This is a genomic window from Photobacterium sp. WH24 (genome assembly GCF_019204055.1).
In the GTDB taxonomy this organism is placed as follows: Bacteria; Pseudomonadota; Gammaproteobacteria; order Enterobacterales; family Vibrionaceae; genus Photobacterium; species Photobacterium arenosum.
Map to the genome: position 1 here is coordinate 99346 of NZ_JAGSOZ010000001.1, position 18862 is coordinate 118207.

At 51.6% G+C, this 18862-nt stretch carries 15 protein-coding genes; 9 read left to right on the forward strand and 6 right to left on the reverse strand.

The window, feature by feature from the left end; genetic code table 11:
- Positions 1-3: 3 nt before the first annotated feature.
- From phoB to KCG43_RS00410, 3 genes are all read left to right on the forward strand, one after another.
- Positions 4-693, forward strand: coding sequence for a phosphate regulon transcriptional regulator PhoB (gene phoB / locus KCG43_RS00400; protein WP_046218890.1), 690 nt, complete (start codon positions 4-6; stop codon positions 691-693).
- A gap of 77 nt (positions 694-770) precedes the next feature.
- The gene (gene phoR / locus KCG43_RS00405) at positions 771-2075 is read left to right on the forward strand and encodes a phosphate regulon sensor histidine kinase PhoR (protein WP_218382753.1); all 1305 of its coding nucleotides are present in this window, start codon (positions 771-773) and stop codon (positions 2073-2075) included.
- A gap of 109 nt (positions 2076-2184) precedes the next feature.
- Positions 2185-3126, forward strand: coding sequence for a PstS family phosphate ABC transporter substrate-binding protein (locus tag KCG43_RS00410; protein WP_272872735.1), 942 nt, complete (start codon positions 2185-2187; stop codon positions 3124-3126).
- Positions 3127-3219: 93 nt separating this feature from the next.
- Here the strand turns inward: KCG43_RS00410 and ppx are convergent, their stop codons facing one another.
- From ppx to KCG43_RS00425, 3 genes are all read right to left on the reverse strand, one after another.
- On the reverse strand, positions 3220-4734 hold the full coding sequence (ppx, locus tag KCG43_RS00415) for an exopolyphosphatase (protein WP_192016961.1): 1515 nt from the start codon (positions 4732-4734) through the stop codon (positions 3220-3222).
- Positions 4731-6854 (reverse strand): polyphosphate kinase 1, encoded by a 2124-nt coding sequence (gene ppk1, locus KCG43_RS00420; protein ID WP_192016962.1) that lies wholly within the window; start codon positions 6852-6854, stop codon positions 4731-4733. The genes ppx and ppk1 overlap by 4 nt, the downstream gene beginning before the upstream one ends.
- A 71-nt stretch (positions 6855-6925) precedes the next feature.
- Entirely contained in the window at positions 6926-7447 is a 522-nt protein-coding gene (locus KCG43_RS00425) for a glycine cleavage system protein R (protein WP_192016963.1), read from the reverse strand.
- Between the two features lie 260 nt (positions 7448-7707).
- On the opposite strand from KCG43_RS00425, the gene KCG43_RS00430 reads away from it, so the two are divergent.
- From KCG43_RS00430 to phoU, 4 genes are read left to right on the forward strand one after another with little or no spacing between them, the layout of a single operon-like run.
- Entirely contained in the window at positions 7708-9912 is a 2205-nt protein-coding gene (locus KCG43_RS00430) for an ABC transporter permease subunit (protein ID WP_218382758.1), read from the forward strand.
- 31 nt (positions 9913-9943) lie between these two features.
- Positions 9944-11542 (forward strand): phosphate ABC transporter permease PstA, encoded by a 1599-nt coding sequence (pstA, locus tag KCG43_RS00435; RefSeq protein ID WP_218382760.1) that lies wholly within the window; start codon positions 9944-9946, stop codon positions 11540-11542.
- Positions 11543-11556: 14 nt separating this feature from the next.
- Complete coding sequence (gene pstB / locus KCG43_RS00440) at positions 11557-12375, forward strand: phosphate ABC transporter ATP-binding protein PstB (RefSeq protein WP_192016966.1); 819 nt, start codon at positions 11557-11559, stop codon at positions 12373-12375.
- Between the two features lie 12 nt (positions 12376-12387).
- Entirely contained in the window at positions 12388-13107 is a 720-nt protein-coding gene (gene phoU / locus KCG43_RS00445; RefSeq protein ID WP_027252979.1) for a phosphate signaling complex protein PhoU, read from the forward strand.
- Positions 13108-13145: 38 nt separating this feature from the next.
- Here phoU and ppk2 read toward each other — a convergent pair whose 3' ends face one another.
- The 3 genes from ppk2 to KCG43_RS00460 form a co-directional block, all read right to left on the reverse strand.
- Positions 13146-13955, reverse strand: coding sequence for a polyphosphate kinase 2 (gene ppk2, locus KCG43_RS00450; RefSeq protein ID WP_192016967.1), 810 nt, complete (start codon positions 13953-13955; stop codon positions 13146-13148).
- A 121-nt stretch (positions 13956-14076) separates the two neighbouring features.
- Positions 14077-14829 carry a copper homeostasis protein CutC gene (locus tag KCG43_RS00455; protein WP_218382762.1) on the reverse strand — a complete coding sequence of 251 codons (753 nt, stop codon included), beginning with the start codon at positions 14827-14829 and terminating at the stop codon, positions 14077-14079.
- A 144-nt stretch (positions 14830-14973) separates the two neighbouring features.
- Positions 14974-15576 carry a peroxiredoxin C gene (locus tag KCG43_RS00460; protein WP_027252976.1) on the reverse strand — a complete coding sequence of 201 codons (603 nt, stop codon included), beginning with the start codon at positions 15574-15576 and terminating at the stop codon, positions 14974-14976.
- A 130-nt stretch (positions 15577-15706) separates the two neighbouring features.
- Between KCG43_RS00460 and KCG43_RS00465 the strand changes: the two genes are divergently transcribed.
- Both KCG43_RS00465 and aceB read left to right on the forward strand, forming a co-directional pair.
- Positions 15707-16603, forward strand: coding sequence for a hydrogen peroxide-inducible genes activator (locus KCG43_RS00465; protein WP_218382763.1), 897 nt, complete (start codon positions 15707-15709; stop codon positions 16601-16603).
- A 621-nt stretch (positions 16604-17224) separates the two neighbouring features.
- A complete protein-coding gene (aceB, locus tag KCG43_RS00470; protein ID WP_370630660.1) occupies positions 17225-18826 on the forward strand; it encodes a malate synthase A in 1602 nt (533 codons plus the stop codon).
- Positions 18827-18862 lie beyond the last annotated feature (36 nt).

Genomic DNA, 18862 nt, shown 5'->3' on the forward strand with positions numbered 1-18862 from the left:
ATTATGGTTAGACGGATTCTAGTGGTTGAGGATGAAGCACCGATCCGCGAAATGCTGTGCTTTGTGCTGGAACAAAAAGGTTATCAGACAATTGAAGCAGAAGACTATGATTCTGCGCTGGAGAAGATCTGTGAACCTTTTCCTGAGCTGATTCTGCTCGACTGGATGTTGCCGGGCGGGTCAGGGATCAATCTGATTAAACACCTCAAGCGCGATGAGGTCACCCGCAGCATTCCCGTTGTGATGCTGACAGCGCGTGGTGAGGAAGAAGATAAAGTACGTGGGCTGGAAGTGGGCGCGGATGACTACATCACCAAGCCTTTCTCTCCCAAAGAGCTGATGGCTCGTCTGAAAGCCGTGATGCGCCGTGTGTCACCGACGTCACTGGATGATGTGATAGACGTGCAGGGACTGAAACTGGACCCTGTCTCACACCGTGTGACTTCCAATGATGACCCGCTGGATATGGGGCCGACAGAGTTCAAGATGCTGCATTTCTTTATGACGCATCAGGAGCGGGTATACAGCCGCGAACAACTGCTGAACAATGTCTGGGGCACCAATGTCTATGTTGAAGACAGAACGGTTGATGTGCATATCCGTCGCTTGCGCAAGGCACTGGAGTGTGGCGGACACGATAAAATGGTACAGACGGTGCGTGGTGCCGGATACCGTTTTTCAACAAGGGTGTAATGACCACACAAAAGGACGATGAGTCAGTAGCTGGTTGTACGGCCGGGTTAAGCCGCAGTTACTGGCGGGAGAGGTGAATGGTAGAACGCTTGTCATGGAAAAAGCTGGTCCGGGAACTGGCTTTTTTTTATTTCCCCTGGGTTATCCTCGGGCTGATTTTTGGTTACATGCCCTGGTTTTTGCTGGCGGCCAGCTGGATTCTGCTGGGCTGGCACTGTCACCATCAACTTAAAATGTCCCGCTGGCTGTGGACGGATCGCAGCCTGACTCCGCCATCCGGTTCGGGCAGCTGGGAGCCGCTGTTTAACGGTATTTACCGCCTGCAGCAAAGAAACCGCCGCCGCCGCCGCGAACTGGCGACCTTAATCCGCCGCTTTCGCAATGGCGCTGAATCTCTGCCGGATGCGGTGGTGGTTTTTCGCAGCGAGGGCAATATCGTCTGGTGTAACAAACTGGCGCAGAATCTGTTGGGCCTTCGCTGGCCGGACGATGCCGGCCAGCCGGTCAGTAACCTGCTGCGCAGCCCGGATTTTGTCCGCTATCTGGCCAAACAGGATTTTGAAGATCCGCTGGAAATCACCTCGCCGCTCAATTACGACCGGACGCTGGAGTTACGTATCATGCGTTATACCGAAGGTGAATACCTGATGGTGGTGCGTGATATCTCGCAGCTCAAGCAACTGGAAGGGATGCGTCGCAACTTTTTTGCCAATGTTTCGCACGAACTGCGCACCCCTATGACAGTACTGCAGGGCTATCTGGAAATGTCACGGGACCCGGATATGCTGGTTGGCCCGATGTGGGAAAAAGCCCACGGCGTGATGACAGAGCAGCTGACGCGGATGAATTCGCTGGTGGAGCAATTACTGACCCTGTCTAAGATCGAAGCGGCTCCTCATCTGGAGCTGGAAGACAGAGTCGATGTACCCGCCATGCTGGATGTGCTCGAAAAAGAGGCCATCTCGCTCAGTGGCGATAAAAATCAACTCTTTGAATTTAATGTCGATGAGTCACTTCAGGTTTTTGGTGATGCCGATCAACTGCGTAGCGCCATTTCGAATCTGGTCTATAACGCAGTTAAACACACGCCGCCTGAATGCAAAGTGACGGTACGCTGGTTTCTGTCGCCTAAAGGTCCGCGACTGGAGGTCACAGATACCGGCAGTGGCATTGAGCCGCAGCATATCCACCGGCTGACCGAACGTTTCTACCGGGTTGATAAAGCACGCTCGCGTGAAACGGGCGGCAGCGGCCTGGGGCTGGCAATCGTGAAACATGCCCTGAGTCACCATGATGCGTTTCTCGAAATTGAAAGTGTGGTTGACGAGGGAAGTACTTTCTCGTTTACGCTGCCGCAGCGCCTGATTGCGAAGGCAGCCTGATTCAGATTGGGATGATATATAGCCGACCCTGGGGGCCGGCAGAGGAGAAGAGCGGTAAATGAGACACAAAGGCTGGGTGGCGACATTGAAGTGGGGCTGGCTGGGCGTGATGAGCCTGTTGAGTGGTGGCCATGCTCTTGCACAAGATGCGCCGGCGCCTGCTCCTTATCAGAACGTCGAAGGCGTAGCCGGTGTGCTGACGTCTGTCGGCTCCGATACCTTTGCCAACCTGGTGACTTACTGGTCGGAAGCGTTTATGCAGCGCTATCCTAATGTGAACGTTCAGGTGCAGGCGGCGGGCTCATCCACCGCGCCGACCGCACTGATCGAGGCCACAGCCCAGCTTGGCCCGATGAGCCGCCCGATGAAGAGCCGGGAAATGACCGCTTTTGAACAGAATTACGGGTATAAGCCTACGGCGGTTCGGGTTGCGATTGATGCACTTGCTGTCTTTGTGCATGAAGATAATCCCTTGCAGGGGCTGCGATACCGGGAATTGGATGCGGTGTTCTCCCGTACTTTGCGTTGCGGTGCCAATTCGCCAATCACACATTGGGGGCAGCTGGGGTTAACCGGCCGCTGGGCGCAGCGTGATATCCAGCGCTTTGGCCGTAACTCCGTCTCAGGCACTTATGGCTATTTCAAGCAAAAAGCCTTGTGCAACGGCGATTTCCGCAATGATGTCAACGAGCAACCGGGTTCGGCTTCTGTGGTGCAGTCGGTATCGACCTCGCTCAATGCCATAGGGTATTCGGGCATTGGCTATCGGACCTCAGGGATCCGGGCATTGCCTATCGCTCAGGGGGATGGTCCTTTTATTGCGGCCACCAAAGCCAATGCGGCCAACGGCAGCTACCCGCTAGCGCGTTATCTGCTGATTTACGTTAATAAAGCGCCTGGCAAACCCTTACCTAAACTGGATGCGGAATTCCTGCGGTTCATTTTATCCAGTGACGGTCAGCAACTGGTGGATAAGGACGGCTACGTGCCTTTACCCGCGGCTGTGATCGCCAGAGAGCTGGCGGCGCTGGGGCTGGCAGATGCTGAGTAAGTCTCAGTATCTGTTAAAGGCTCAAACGATAATTCCCGCCAAAGCGGGGATTGGGTAGGTTACTAAGACTGCGATGGTTTTCGCTTGACCTGTCTATTCACATTCTTCTTCCGGCGAAATTGACAGCTCCCAACCGGTTTTTTGCCAGTAATCCCGCTCTTTCGCCAGATCGGCCGCCAGTAAACGGTTATTACCCTGCCAGCCATCAGGCAGGGTGAGCTGCCATTTTTCTTTATCAGCGCTCAGGGTAAGTGCTGGCAGCGGCTCATCAGAGCGCTGTCCATGCAGGGCGACGGCCAGTCGCAAGGCGCGGATCATCGGATAGATGTGTTTGCGGTTGTAAATGGTCAGCTCTGGCATTTCATCGAGCTTGAGTGGTTTGCGCTGAAAGCGCACTAAGGTCGCCAGTACTGTCTGTTGCTCAAGATTGAAGCCTGGCATAGTACTGTGGCGCAACAGATACGCGGAATGGCGGTGAAAGCCGGGATAGCTGATACTCAGCCCGACCTCATGCAGTAATGCGCCCCAGCTGAGCAGCGATGCCAGCTCAGGCGTATGACTGGCGGACGGATCAGCAATCTGGCTGTACAAGTGCTCTGCTGTGTTTTTTACCCGGTTGGCCTGATCGATATCCACGTTATACTGCGCTGCCATCGCAGTGGCCGTCCGGCTTCTGATATCACTTTGACGGAACCTGTCTTCCATTTCATACAGCAGCCCTTCACGCAGCGCGCCATCGGAAAAAATCATAGTGTCGATTTTCAGTGCGCTGAATACCGCGCTTAAGATGGCGACACCTGCCGCAAAAACCGGTTTTCGATCTTCGGTCAGTCCGGGCAGGTTTAACTCAGAACTCTGTTTGCAGGCGGAAACCTGTTTGACCACCTCGTCCAGCCGCTCTCTGGTGATCACCCCGTCGGCATGTCCCTGGGCGATGACCACTTCCCGAATGGCTTTGATGGTACCCGAGGAACCAATGGCCGTATCCCAGCCCATTTTGCGATACTTGCTGGCGATGCTTTCCATTTTCTGTAGCGCTGCCATCTGGGCTTTGGTGATGGCTTTGGCGGAAATTTTGCCGTTGGGGAAAAAGTGCTGGTTATAACTCACACAGCCCATGTGTTTGCTGTACTGAAGCTGGGGATCAAAGCCTTCGCCGATAATCAGTTCGGTACTGCCGCCGCCAATATCGACCACCAGTTTGCGGCCCGGTTCGTGCTGTGTATGGGCGACCCCCAGATAAATCAGACGCGCTTCCTCTGTGCCGGGAATGATTTCAATGGGATAGGGAAGTACGCGTTCAGCCCGTTTTAGGAAAACATGGGCATTCCTTGCTTGCCTGAGGGTATAGGTCGCCGCGATGCGGACGTTTTCCGGCGCAAAACCCTGCAAGCGTTCGGCAAACATTGTCAGACAACTCAGGCCGCGCTGAATGGCAGCCTGATCCAGATCCATATTGTCGTTGAGTCCTTCAGCCAGATGCACACGCTGTTTATGCCGGCTGACAATCTGCAGGCTATGGCCCACTACCCGGGCGACCACCATATGGAAGCTGTTTGAGCCCATATCTATTGCTGCTATTTCGCGGGGACGCTCAATTTCTATCATGCTGCGTTTTCATTATTCTCTTCGGAGGCCATCGTTTCAGCTATCTGGCTGGCTTGTTTTTGCATCTTTTTTTCAGACTGTTTCAGGTAGTCGTAGATGGCAATTTGCGATCTGATTTTCCGCTTGTTACCGCGCGGTACGTAATTGTTGCTCATCGACTTATCCAGAATTCTTGCTTTGACTGTGTCTGAGAACTGGATGTTAAGTATGTCGATGATTTTCTGCTTCAGCTCAGGTTGCCTTATCGGGCAGCCAACTTCAATACGGTTGTCGATATTGCGTGTCATCCAGTCTGCGGACGAGATGAACACTTCGGGCTCGCCATTATTTTCGAACACCATGACTCTGGGGTGTTCCAGGAACCTGTCAACGATACTGATGATCCGTATGTTGTCGCTGATACCGGTAATACCCGGCACCAGAGAACACATGCCACGAATGATCATATCAATGCGAACACCGGCGCTGCTGGCCTGATAGAGGCGGTTAATCAGTCCCTTATCAACCAGATTGTTTACCTTGAGTGTAATGGCTGCCGGCAGTTTTTGCTTGGCGTTGGCAATTTCTCTGTCGATGAGTTCATACAGACGGCTGCGCGAGTTGCGCGGCGAGACTATCAGCTGATTGAACTTTACCGGCCGGTACGGGTTCTGAATAAAGCTAAATACCTGACGCACTTCGTTGGTCAGCTCAGGATCGGCGGTGAACAGCGAGAAATCGGTATAAATCCGTGCTGTTTTCTCATGGAAGTTGCCTGTGCCTATGTGTGCGTAGCGGACGATGGCATCGTCTTCCTGGCGTGTGATCAGGCACAGTTTAGAGTGAATTTTCAGTCCGGGTACGCTGAACACGACACGCACACCCGATTCGGTCAGGCGTCTGGCCCATTCGATATTGGCTTCTTCGTCAAAACGCGCCTGCAGTTCAACCACTACAGTGACCTGTTTGCCGTTATTGGCGGCATCTATCATAGAATCTATGATGCGCGAGTTTTTGGCGACCCGGTAAATATTGATATGGATGCTGCGGACTTTAGGATCGAACGCGGCCTGACGGACAAATTCCGTCATGTGGTTGAATTTGTGGTACGGGTAGTACAGCAGGATATCTTGCGCCTTGATGGCTTCAAACGCATTTCTGGCGCTGACAAAATGGTAACTGTCCAGAGCCGGTAAGGGTTTGTTTTCCAGGTAGCTTCGGCCAATGTTCGGAAAACTGATGAAATCTTTGAAATTGTGATAGCGGCCGCCGGGAATAATGCTGTCGTAGCTGGACACTTTCAGCAAGCCGCACAGTTTTTCGATCAGCTCCCCCGGCATATCGCGCTGATAGACAAAACGTACCGGCATAGCCGTCAGGCGTTGATTCAGCCCTTCTGACATCAGTTCCAAGATACCGTGGTCAACCTCCTGGCTGAGATCGTACTCGGCATCCCGGGTCATCTTCATCGAATAGGCCGCCAGACTGTCGTAATCAAAAAAAGCCTTGAAAATATCATCCAGGCACAGCCGGATAATATTATCTAACAGAATCAGTGTTTTTCTGTTTTTACCTTTGGACTCAGGAACTTTAATAAATCGCGGTAGCTGGTCTGTCGGAATTTCCAGCAAGGCATACTGGCTGTTGTCCCCCTGCTTCATGTCGATCGCCAGATAGGTATATTCATCCTTGAGAAACTGCAGCAGATCGATATCGTCAGTCAGTAAAATCGGTGTCACGTGAGGCAAAATGGTGTGGCGGAAATACCGTTTCAACCACTCAACCTGGTTATCATCGACCTGTTGTTCGTTGATGAGGAAAATATGGCGGCGGGCCATTTCAAGCAGGATTTCGTTATACAGGGTATCGAAGTCCTGATTCATTTTCAGAACCCGGCTCTGGATCTTGCTCAGCAGGTGCTTGGCATTGGTGTTGCCGCTCTGCTCCTGGGTGATCAGAATACGTCGTTTGACATCGGCAAAGCGGACTTTATAAAACTCATCGGTATTGCTGGAAAAAATACCCAGGAAACGGACTCGTTCAATCAGCGGCACTGATTTGTCCGCCGCTTCCTGGAGGACACGTTCATTAAAAGACAGCCAGCTAAGTTCTTTGTCAATATACAGCGGTTCAGTACTCATGGTTTTCCTAACATCAGAATCAACAGCAGAGAGAGCGGCCTGTCTTTCAGTTTTGAAAGGACAACAGCCCTTTAGTGCGCTTCACTACTTTCGGGTTCTTCGAAATCTATTGTCAGATCATCGGCCAGACTTTCCAGCTGCTGCTGTACGGTCGAGACAGCCACTTCTGCCGGGATTTCAAGTTCAAACCAGGCAGTGAAGATGGGGTAGCCCCAGTTGGGTGCACTGTGTGTGTCGGTTTTTAGCTTGTGAATATTGATCCCCAGCTCGCCAAGGCGAGTGGTGACTTCTTTGACGATGCCTGAGCGGTCGTTGCCTGTGACTGTGAGCTGCTGCAGTTGAGCGGGAGGCGCCGTGATCTTGGTATCCTCGGCGATATGAATGTTCAGACCATCAAGCTTGGACATAGCCTGCCGTAAGGGCTTGACGGACTCTTCCGGGATATCGACCTGAAGAATACCGGCAAACTGACCTGCCAATTTGCTCATACTGCTGCCCAGCCAGTTGCCTTTATGCTGATAAACAGTATCTGATAATGCCCCCACTAATCCCGGGCGATCCTGACCAATGACTGTAATGACAAGGTGTTTCATGTCGCGTCTCCTTCTGGTAGCGGTTAAATTCATTATCTGACCACGATCAGATTATGTCCAGACAGGATACCTACTGAGTCACCGGAATTCGGCTACCGTCATAAATCATTAAGAATACGGAAATTTTGTTGCAAATTGATGTCAGTCATTCCATCAGTCTCTCACAATAAAAAGGGCAGCAATAAACCGCAAGTCGCTGTAATATTACTGTCATCTAACAGACATATACTTTGTCAGTTTGTAACTTACATGGGGTGAGAATGGCAGATGCCGGTGCATTTTTGACTGACAATAACCGTAACCGTCAACGAAAAGACAGGTTTGCGCGTTATGGAGTGATTGCCGGTGGAATATCTGTCCTTCTGACTCTTGTCCTGATCTTTTTCTATCTGCTTTATGTGATCGTGCCTGTGTTTGCACCGGCCAGGATCACGCCTGTTCAGTCGTTTTCTATTCCGCTGACACAAACCGCTGCAGTGCGTGTCAATGAACAGAACACCCATGCTTTTCACTTCTCCTCTGAGGGGCAGATCAGCCTGGTCGCACTCAGTGCCCGTGAGGGACAGCAAGCGGTTACACAGCAGCAGGCTGTGATGGCTAACCCGACCAGCTTCGCTGCGGCTTTGCCTAACGAGCACGTGTTTGCCTATGGTGATCAGTCAGGTGGCGTCACTGTGGTGAAGCCGCTGATCAGACAGGGTAAGCTGATGATGAGCAAGCCCCTGACATCCTCTTATATTCAGCTTGATACTCAGGGGCAGCCTCTGGTTCAGCTGGCGGTGTCAGTGCGTCGCCAGGTCGCGGCTTTGGTTGGTGTCACACAGGATCAGCGGCTCGTTGCCAAGGTTTTCCATCGTGGCAGTGGTCTGGATACCGGTGAACAGGCGTGGCAGGAAACCCAGCTTGCTATGCCGGCAATCGGGCATCCGGTAACGGATATGGTGGTGACGCCGGATGGCCGCACTGTGTATGTGCTTAATGGCCGACAAGTTACTGTGATTGATCTGCGGCATACCGTAGGGCGGATTCGCCAACAAACAGATGTCAGTCAGGGGGCGGGGGATCCGGTCGCCATGACGGCACTTTCTGGTGCTAATTCGCTGTTAATTACCGGTAATGACGGCAAAGTCACGCAATGGTTTGAAGTGGTGAGTACGGGGCAACGCCAGCTGATACCTGCTCGCACCTTTTCAGCCGATTCAGGTGCTCTGCATCTGGTGGTGCCTGAGTATTACCGCAAAGGCTTTCTCGCTGTTCAGGATGGCGGCAGGCTGACGGGATATTACATGGCGGATTCACCTGCTCCTGTACTGGAATCCCGGCTGTTCAGTCAACCCCCCGATCTGATGGCTGTCTCGCCCCGTGCCGACAGGTTGCTGGCGATCTCAGAGCAGCAGTGGCAGTTATTTAAGGTCTCCAACCCTTACCCGGAAGTGAGTTTCAGCAGCCTGTGGCAGAAAGTCTGGTATGAAGGTTACCCGGAACCGGATTATGTCTGGCAGTCCACTTCTGGTACTGACGAGAGTGAGCCTAAGCTGAGCCTGATACCTGTTGTTTTCGGCACCCTGAAGGCGGCTTTTTACGCTTTGTGTTTTGCGATTCCTCTGGCACTGGCTGGTGCTATCTATACCGCCTATTTTATGTCTTCTTCGATGCGTAAAGTGGTGAAACCGACGATAGAGATCATGGAAGCCCTGCCGACTGTCATTCTGGGGTTTCTGGCTGGTATCTGGCTGGCGCCTATCGTTGAAAATAATTTGATAGGCATAGTGCTCAGCGTGCTGGTGCTGCCTCTGGTGATGGTGGCTGTCGGTCTGGGTTGGGCTATGCTCCCAGGCGGCTGGCAGCGAAAAATGCCAACCGGGCTGCATATTTTGTTGCTGATGCCAACGCTGGTGCTGGCCGGCTACCTTTGTTTCTCGCTAAGCCCTGTGGTTGAACAAGCTTACTTTGGCGGGGATATACGCAGTTATCTGACCAATAACTGGGGGATTGGTTATGATCAGAGAAATGCGCTGGTGGTGGGGATCGCCATGGCCTTTGCGGTGATCCCGACCATTTTCACCATTGCCGAAGATGCCATTTATTCGGTACCGTCGCATCTGAGCAGCGGCTCGCTGGCACTGGGGGCAACCCCCTGGCAGACCCTGACCCGGGTTGTCCTGCTAACCGCCAGCCCGGGGATCTTCTCCGCTGTGATGATGGGGCTGGGACGGGCGGTGGGAGAAACCATGATAGTGCTGATGGCTACAGGCAATACGCCCATTATGGACTGGAACATACTGGAAGGTTTGCGTACGCTGTCGGCAACCATTGCTATAGAAATGCCGGAATCGGAAGTCGGCAGTGCGCATTACCGTGTCCTGTTTCTGGCGGCATTTGTTCTGTTTGTTTTTACCTTTTTCTTCAATACCCTGGCTGAAATTGTGCGTCAGCGACTGCGTGAAAAATACAAGTCGCTATGATCACCGGGGCAGAGGCTGTGTGACTGATTAGATGTTGAAATGGATGCGTTCCGGCTCCCCCTGGATCTGGCTGACGGCTGGTACTGTCAGCCTGAGTTTGCTGGCGGTGCTGGGTTTGTTACTCATGATAGGCTGGAAAGGATTGAGTTACTTCTGGCCGGCACAGGTGTATCGGTTTGACGTCAGTCTGGCTGATCATCAGCAAGTGATCGTGGGTGAAATTTATGAAACCAAACAGGTGCCCCGCCAGCAGTTACTGGAAGCCGGGTATGAGCTGGCGGGCAATGATAATACGACCATTGCCCGCTATCTGATCAAAACCGGCAACCGTGAATTAGCCGATTTAGACTTTGTGACCCTGCTCGATACACAAATCCGGTCAAAGGAAGTGGCGCATGGGGTTGCAGTGATTGACAGGCTGCGTAACGGCAAGTTTTACGGTTATCCGCAGGCAGTGATGGTTAATGGCAGCAGTCACAGTGCCGCTTTATTACCTGACTGGCTGAGCCAGGCTGAGGCCGCCAAAGAAGCTATACTGGAACTACAGCAAAATCAGTATATTCCGCTGAATCGTCAACTGGCGTCGCTGGCAGCTAGCAGTGATAAAGCGTCCGAGTCGCGACGGGGGGAGTTGCTGGCTCGTCTGCGTGAGGTTGAGCACGAGCTAGGACAAGTCCGTCAGGTACTGGATGGTCAGTCGCTGCTGATGAAGGACGCTGAAGGGCGTGAGGTACAGATACCGCTGGCGGATATACTGGACGTCTGGTACCCCAACGATATGTCATTCTCTGAAAAAGTGGCACACTGGGGACGTCAGCTCGGTCACTTTGTCACTGATGCGCCTCGTGAAGCGAACACCGAAGGGGGCGTGTTTCCGGCCATTTTCGGCACTGTGCTGATGGTACTGCTGATGAGCGTGATTGTGACGCCTTTGGGAGTACTGGCCGCGATCTACCTTCATGAATATGCCAAACAGAACCGCTTTACCCGTTTAATTCGCGTGGCTGTGATCAATTTGGCGGGTGTGCCGTCTATCGTGTATGGCGTATTTGGTCTGGGCTTTTTTGTTTATATGGTGGGCGGCACCATTGACGAGCTGTTTTTTTCGGATCAGTTACCCGCGCCGACTTTTGGTACGCCGGGTATTCTCTGGTCTGCGCTGACACTGGCTATTCTGACCTTGCCTGTGGTGATTGTCTCAACCGAAGAGGGCTTGGCCCGTATACCGCCCTCTATTCGTCACGGCTCGCTGGCATTGGGCGCGACACAAGCCGAAACCTTATGGCGGATTGTGATCCCCATGGCCAGCCCGGCTATCATGACGGGGTTAATCCTCGCGGTGGCCAGAGCGGCGGGAGAAGTGGCACCACTGATGTTAGTCGGTGTTGTGAAAATGGCGCCATCGTTACCGATAGATGCACAGTTTCCGTATTTGCATTTAGACCGAAAGTTCATGCATCTTGGCTACCATATCTATGATGTCGGCTTTCAGAGTCCGAACGTAGAAGCGGCGCGCCCTCTGGTTTATGCGACCTCTTTGCTGCTGGTCACTGTCATTATTGGTCTGAATCTGACCGCCATTGGTATTCGTAATCATTTGCGGGAGAAATTCCGCGATCTGGAACAATAACGAGAAGGACGTAGATGTTTTCATTCAACGCCAGTATGGACTGGCTTAAGCCAGTCGATCTGACCGCACTGCCAGAAGAAAAAACCGCCCTGACAATAGACGGGCTGGATCTGTATTATGGTCAGAAGCAGGCGCTGTTTACTATCAACATGAAGATTGCCAAAGGCCAGGTCACGGCCTTTATCGGTCCGTCCGGTTGTGGGAAATCCACCCTGCTGCGCTGTATTAACCGGATGAACGAGCTGGTGGAAGGCTGTCGGGTTGAAGGGCAGATCATGCTGCATGGCAGAAACATCTATGATCAGAATGTGGATGTGGCGGCCCTGCGCCGTCGCGTCGGCATGGTCTTTCAGCGGCCCAATCCGTTTCCTAAATCCATTTATGAAAACGTGGTTTACGGTTTACGTCTGCAAGGGGTGAAAAATACCCGGGTGCTGGATGACGCGGTAGAAAATTCACTGCGCGGCGCCGCGCTGTGGGATGAAGTGAAAGATCGTTTGCATGAGAATGCATTTGGTTTATCCGGCGGCCAGCAGCAGCGTTTGGTGATTGCCCGCGCCATTGCGATTGAGCCGGAAGTCATCTTGCTCGATGAACCGACCTCCGCCCTGGATCCGATCTCCACGCTGACCATTGAAGAGCTGATCAATGATCTGAAGAAAAAGTACACGGTTATTATTGTTACCCATAATATGCAGCAGGCCGCCCGCGTTTCAGACAACACGGCTTTTATGCACATGGGCGAGCTGGTGGAGTACGCATCAACCAATGACATCTTCACCACCCCTAAAGAAAAACGCACGGAAGATTACATCACCGGCAGATACGGATAAGGAGTAGAGACAATGTTAGACAATATGAGCCTTAGCCGTCATATCTCCGGCCAGTTCAATGCCGAGCTTGAGAGTATACGCACCCATGTCCTGGCTATGGGCGGACTGGTTGAGCAACAGCTGACAGATGCGCTCAAGGCAATGCACAGGCAGGATGTCGATCTGGCTCGCCGGGTCATTAAAGATGATCATAAAGTCAATGCGATGGAAGTGGCGATTGATGAAGCCTGCACCCGGATTATTGCCAAACGTCAGCCGACCGCCAGTGACTTGCGTCTGGTGATTGCCATTATCAAAACCATTACTGATCTCGAACGCATTGGTGATGTGGCAGAAAGCATTGCTAAAGTGGCGCTGGAAAACTTCACCAATAAGCAATACAACCTGCTGGTGTCGCTGGAAGCCCTTGGTCAGCATGCTGCCCGTATGCTGCATGAAGTACTGGATGCCTTTGCCAGAATGGATGTGAAAGCGGCGATTCGGGTGTATCAGGAAGATGACCGGATTGACAGAGAATACGAGGCGATCATCCGGCAATTAATGACCTATATGATGGAAGATCCGCGATCTATCCCGAATGTGCTGCAAGTGATGTGGTCGGCGCGTTCCATTGAGCGGGTGGGGGATCGCTGCCAGAATATCTGCGAATACATCATTTACTTCGTTAAAGGCAAAGATATTCGCCATACCAGTCCACAGGAAATGGAAATTTTCATGGATAATAACCGCTGAAGGTTATCGGGGGAGTCATACGGCTCCCCGGTTTGCTCTTAATCGTCGCTTTTATCAAAGCGATCCGGCACAAAAGTTTGCTCGTCCATGGGCGGTCGCGTGTAACCACTCTTGTTGATTTCGGGCAGGATCACTTCCGGATACTGGATGTCCTGATAGGGGATCTGGCTCAGGAAATGCGAAATACAGTTGATTCTGGCCTGTTTCTTATCGTCACTTTCAACCACCCACCACGGGCTCTGTTTAGTATCTGTGTGGGCAAACATCTTGTCTTTTGCCGCCGAATATTCCGCCCAGCGTGAGCGTGATTCCAAATCCATCGGACTGAATTTCCATCGCTTGATCGGGGTATTGATGCGTTCCAGAAAACGCTTTTCCTGCTCTTCGTCTGATACCGAGAACCAGTATTTGATCAGTATGATGCCGGATCGCTGCAGCATGCGTTCGAATTCCGGGCAGGCCAGCAGAAACTCTTCGTATTCTTCTTCGCTGCAAAAGCCCATCACCTTCTCGACCCCGGCACGGTTATACCAGCTTCTGTCAAACAGTACGATTTCGCCGGCAGAGGGAAGCTGTTCCACATAGCGCTGAAAATACCACTGGGTTTTCTCTTTCTCTGTCGGTTTTGGTAAGGCGACCACCCGACAGACACGGGGGTTGAGCTTCTCGGTGATCCGCTTAATGGTGCCGCCTTTGCCGGCCGCATCCCGGCCTTCAAAAATCACCAGCACTCTCAGGCCTTCCTGTTTGACCCACTCCTGGCACTTCACTAGTTCAATTTGCAGACGCTCAAGCTCTTTCTCATAGTTTTTCTTCTTGAGCTTGCTTTGTAACGGCTTGTCAGACATAAGTAAATCACATTCCTGTTTACTGGACTCTGCGCTAATAATAGCCTGTTTGAGTCATGTGTTATGTGATCGGTTGACTATAGGGATGAAAAGTTTGACGACTCGCTCCCTGAATATGTGCTCAGTACTTGAGTGCTGTGATGACTGCGGCGATCTTATCACAGCTGGTCACCGGAATGGTGTAGTCATCGACCTCTTGACTGCCCATGTGGGCGCCAGCGGCGATATGCTCCATCAGGCTTGGCCGTGTCGTTTTACCCGACAGGTGCAACTCTTTCACTCCGGTTTGCGCGACAATCTTAGCGGCGTTGCTGGCGGTAATCCCAGCGCCGGCCATGATGCTCAGGCGATCACCGCAATAGCGTACCATGTCTGCCAGTGTCTCAGCCCCTTCCAGCGCCGTGGACTGCAGCCCGGAAGACAGAACACGTTCGCAACCTGCGCGCATAATGGCATCAAGTGCTTCTGTGTAGTTGTCGCATTGATCAATAGCCCGGTGGAAAGTCACGCCCAGCCCTGTAGCCGCTTTCATCAGCTCGGTCAGCTGTGCGGTGTCCACTTTGCCTTGCGCCGTCAGCACGCCTATCACAATGCCCTGAAGGCCTATTTGCTTGGCGGCATGTATATCTGCCAGCATAACTTCCATATCTTCGCCGGAGAATAGAAAGTCGCCCTGGCGGGGGCGGATCATGGCATAGACGGGCACCTTAGCGATACGGGCAGCCTGATGCATTAAACCGACGCTGGGTGTCAGGCCACCCAAGGCCAGTGACGAGCATAATTCTATACGGCTTGCCCCGCCTAGTTGGGCGGCATGCAGGGATTCAATACTGTCAATACAGACTTCAAGATGAGTCAGGGGAAATGCGGACATGAGGGTGCCTTGTTCAGTAAACCTTGGCAGAGTGTAAACGGAGAGGGGAAGGCTGTCGAAGTGTCTGATCAATCTCAGTGATGAAAATGAGATAAAAATAAGCCCGGCACTATGGCCGGGCTATGCATTCAGCGCAAGGCTGTATTACAGGTCTGCAGTGTGCTCAGACAGGTAAGCAGCAACACCTTCTGGAGAACCAGTCATGCCTGCTTTGCCTTCTTCCCACTGTGCCGGGCAAACTTCACCGTTTTTCTGGTGGAAGTTCAGCGCGTCAACCATACGCAGCATCTCGTCGATGTTACGGCCCAGAGGCAGGTCGTTAACCACTTGGTGACGAACAACACCTTCTTCGTCGATCAGGAAAGAACCACGGAAAGCAACGCCAGCTTCTGGGTGCTCAACGTCGTAAGCTTTACAGATTTCGTGCTTAACGTCAGCAATCAGAGGGTATTTAACCTGGCCGATACCGCCGTTTTCAACAGCAGTGTTACGCCATGCGTTGTGAGAGAACTGAGAATCGATCGATACACCGATAACTTCAACGCCTTTCGCTTGGAAATCAGCAAAACGCTTGTCAAAAGCGATCAGCTCAGATGGGCAAACAAAAGTGAAGTCCAGCGGGTAGAAGAAAACAACCGCTTTTTTGCCTTCAGTGAATTGCTTGAAGTTGAAGTTATCAACGATTTCACCGTTACCCAGAACTGCAGCAGCTGTGAAATCAGGTGCTTGACGACCTACTAGTACCATATTGGTGCTCCTAATATTGGAATGTGTACCACCCCGTAAGGGCAGTTCCTTCATAAATCAGGACACACTATAGCGAAAGTGCTACATTGAAAAAAGTGGAATAAATAGATTATTACAATCGAAAAATACGATGAGCAAATTTCCTTCTCTGAAACAACTCCATTATCTGGTGACACTTTATGAAACCCGCCATTTTGGTGAAGCGGCCAAGCAGTGTTTTGTCAGTCAATCCACATTAAGCTCTGGGATTCAGAATCTTGAGGATCTGGTTGGCTGCCAGCTGATTGAGCGGGACAACAAAGCCCTGGTCTTTACCACCACAGGTGAAGAAGTCGTGGTACGCAGCCGTGAACTGCTGGCAAGAACGCAAGATATGATGGAACTGTCGAAAAGCGGTGAAGACCAGATGGCTGGTCAGGTCAGGCTGGGGTGTATTCCGACCATTGCCCCTTTCTTGCTGGGCGATTTAGTGCAGGCGGTGAATCGCAGGCACCCGCAACTCCATCTTCTATTGCGCGAAGATACAACGGACAACCTGCTGAGCGCGTTACGCAATGGTGACATGGATGTGCTGATACTGGCACTCCCGGTTGAAATCAGCGGTATGCACAGCCAGGTAGTGGGGCGCGATCCCTTCAAAATGGTGATCAGTAAAAATCAGGCCGCCAAGGTGAATGTTCCGCTGCGCTATGCCGATTTACCGGATGAATCTGTCTTTTTGCTGGAGAAAGAACATTGCCTCACTGGCCATGCGGTGTCTGCGTGCCAGCTAACCAGTAAAGAAAAGATTAACCCGTTTGCGGCGACCAGCTTACATACCCTGGTACAGATGGTATCGAATGGTCTTGGCTCTACCTTTATTCCGCACATGGCGATCAAGCATGGCTTGGTCGATAGCCCGGATCTGGTGATCTTAGATCCGCCAGGGCAGGCCGCTTATCGTGAAATAGGTCTGGTCTGGCGACCGACATCCAGTCGTGTACCCACTTTTCAATGCCTGGCAGAGATAGTCACAGAGCTGCTTTAACAACATTCAGGACGCTCAGTAGACATGTTTTTATTTTTTGGTGAAATATTCTGCTGAATTCTGGTTTGTTTGATACTTTATTCTGTTTGGTCGTTTTGCCAAGTGCTTCATTTTGTAGGTTTTTTCTGTTTCGTACTGTAAAACAATTCCCCGCTTCGTCCGCAAAATTATTCCTCCAATGTATGACTCTGCCAAATCTTGTCTATAAATGTATGTAGATTGAGTGCGTTACAGTCCATCTTGCTATTTTATCTTGTTTAAAACGGCATATTTTCAATTGTTAATTTGGTGTTAATTGGTAATTTAATTACGTAATACTTTACATTTTTGGTTGAGAAACAGACTGGAGGTTAAAAACCGAATATATCGCCTTAAAGTGTTTTAATTTAGTGTTTTGAGTAATAACTCTATTTTTTGTAAATTATTGATTTTGTTGTGTTTGTTTGGTTTTTGTGATTCTGTTGCTTTTTGAGGGGGTTTGCCTTTTCCGATTTGTTAAGGCAACGTAATAGCCATGTTGAGGCCGAAAGTGGTCTATGATGGAAATCAGCCGATGCATAGTTTAAGTCGTGATTTAGTTACACTTGGCTGATTTGGGTAAATGGGGAGTCATAAATGAGTATGGAAAATCACCACCAGTTTGGTCAGCTGACGTTGGTCGCACCGCTTTCAGAGTCACAGCGAGACATCCTGAGTGATGACGCAATGACTTTTGTTGAGCAACTGGTCAGTCGATTTGCTTCCCGTGTGCTGGAACTGCTGGCAGCACGTGAAGTTCGTCAGCAGTCTATTGATGCCGGGCAGTTACCTGACTTCCTGCCTGACACCCGGGATATCCGCGAAGGTAACTGGACCATTCAGAACATTCCGTCTGATCTGCAGGATCGCCGTGTGGAAATCACAGGTCCCGTTGATCGCAAAATGGTGATTAATGCGCTGAATGCCAATGTAAAAGTATTCATGGCGGATTTCGAAGACTCCTTTGCCCCCGCCTGGAGTGCAGTGATTGACGGCCAGCGTAACCTTAGGGATGCGGTGAAGCGCACTATTTCTTACACCCACCCTGACACAGGGAAAGTGTATGAATTGAAAGAGGACCCAGCAGTACTGATCTGTCGCGTCCGTGGCTTGCACCTGCCGGAAAAACACCTCTTCTGGAATGGTCAGCCGATTCCGGGTGCGCTGCTGGATTTTGGCTTGTATTTCTTCCACAACCATAAGCAATTGCTGGAAAACGGCAGCGGGCCGTACTTCTATGTTCCCAAGCTGCAGGCTTACCAGGAAGCGGCCTGGTGGAGTGATGTGTTCAGTTTTGCCGAAGATCAGGCTGGCCTGGCGCGAGGCACGATTAAGGCCACTGTGCTGATTGAAACTCTGCCGGCAGTGTTTGAAATGAATGAAATTCTTTTCAGCCTGAAAGAGCACATTGTGGGTCTGAACTGTGGCCGTTGGGATTACATATTCAGTTATATCAAGACACTGCGTAACCACCCGGATCGTATCTTGCCGGATCGGCAGGTGGTGACCATGGAAAAACCTTTCCTCAACGCTTACTCACGTTTGCTGGTGAGAACCTGCCACCGCCGCGGAGCGTTTGCAATGGGAGGCATGGCAGCCTTTATTCCTTCTAAGGATGCCGAGCGTAATGCCTGGGTACTGGACAAGATCCAGACCGATAAAGCGCTGGAAGCCAATAACGGCCATGACGGCACCTGGGTTGCCCACCCGGGGCTGGCGGATACCGCCCGCGACGTTTTTGATAAGTGCCTGGGTGCACGCTCAAATCAACTGGATGTGACGCGTGATTCGGATGCACCGATCACGGCGGCTGAGCTGTTGGCACCCTGCGACGGCGAACGAACAGAAGACGGTATGCGTCATAACATTCGTGTTGCTGTGCAGTACATCGAAGCCTGGATCTCTGGCAACGGATGTGTGCCGATTTACGGCATGATGGAAGATGCTGCCACCGCTGAAATCTCTCGTGCTTCCATCTGGCAATGGATGAAGCACGGAAAGTCGCTGAGTAACGGCCAGATAGTTACCAAAGCACTGTTTGAACAGCTGCTGGATGAAGAAATGCAAGTCCTGGAGCAGGAAATCGGTACTGAGCGTTTCAGCAAAGGACAATTCCAGGAAGCGGCTGCCATGATGGCGCGCCTGACCACCAGTGATGAGTTGGTCACCTTCCTGACACTGCCTGGTTATGAATACCTGGAATAACAGTGAAGCAAGCATTCAAACCGGAACTGTACACAT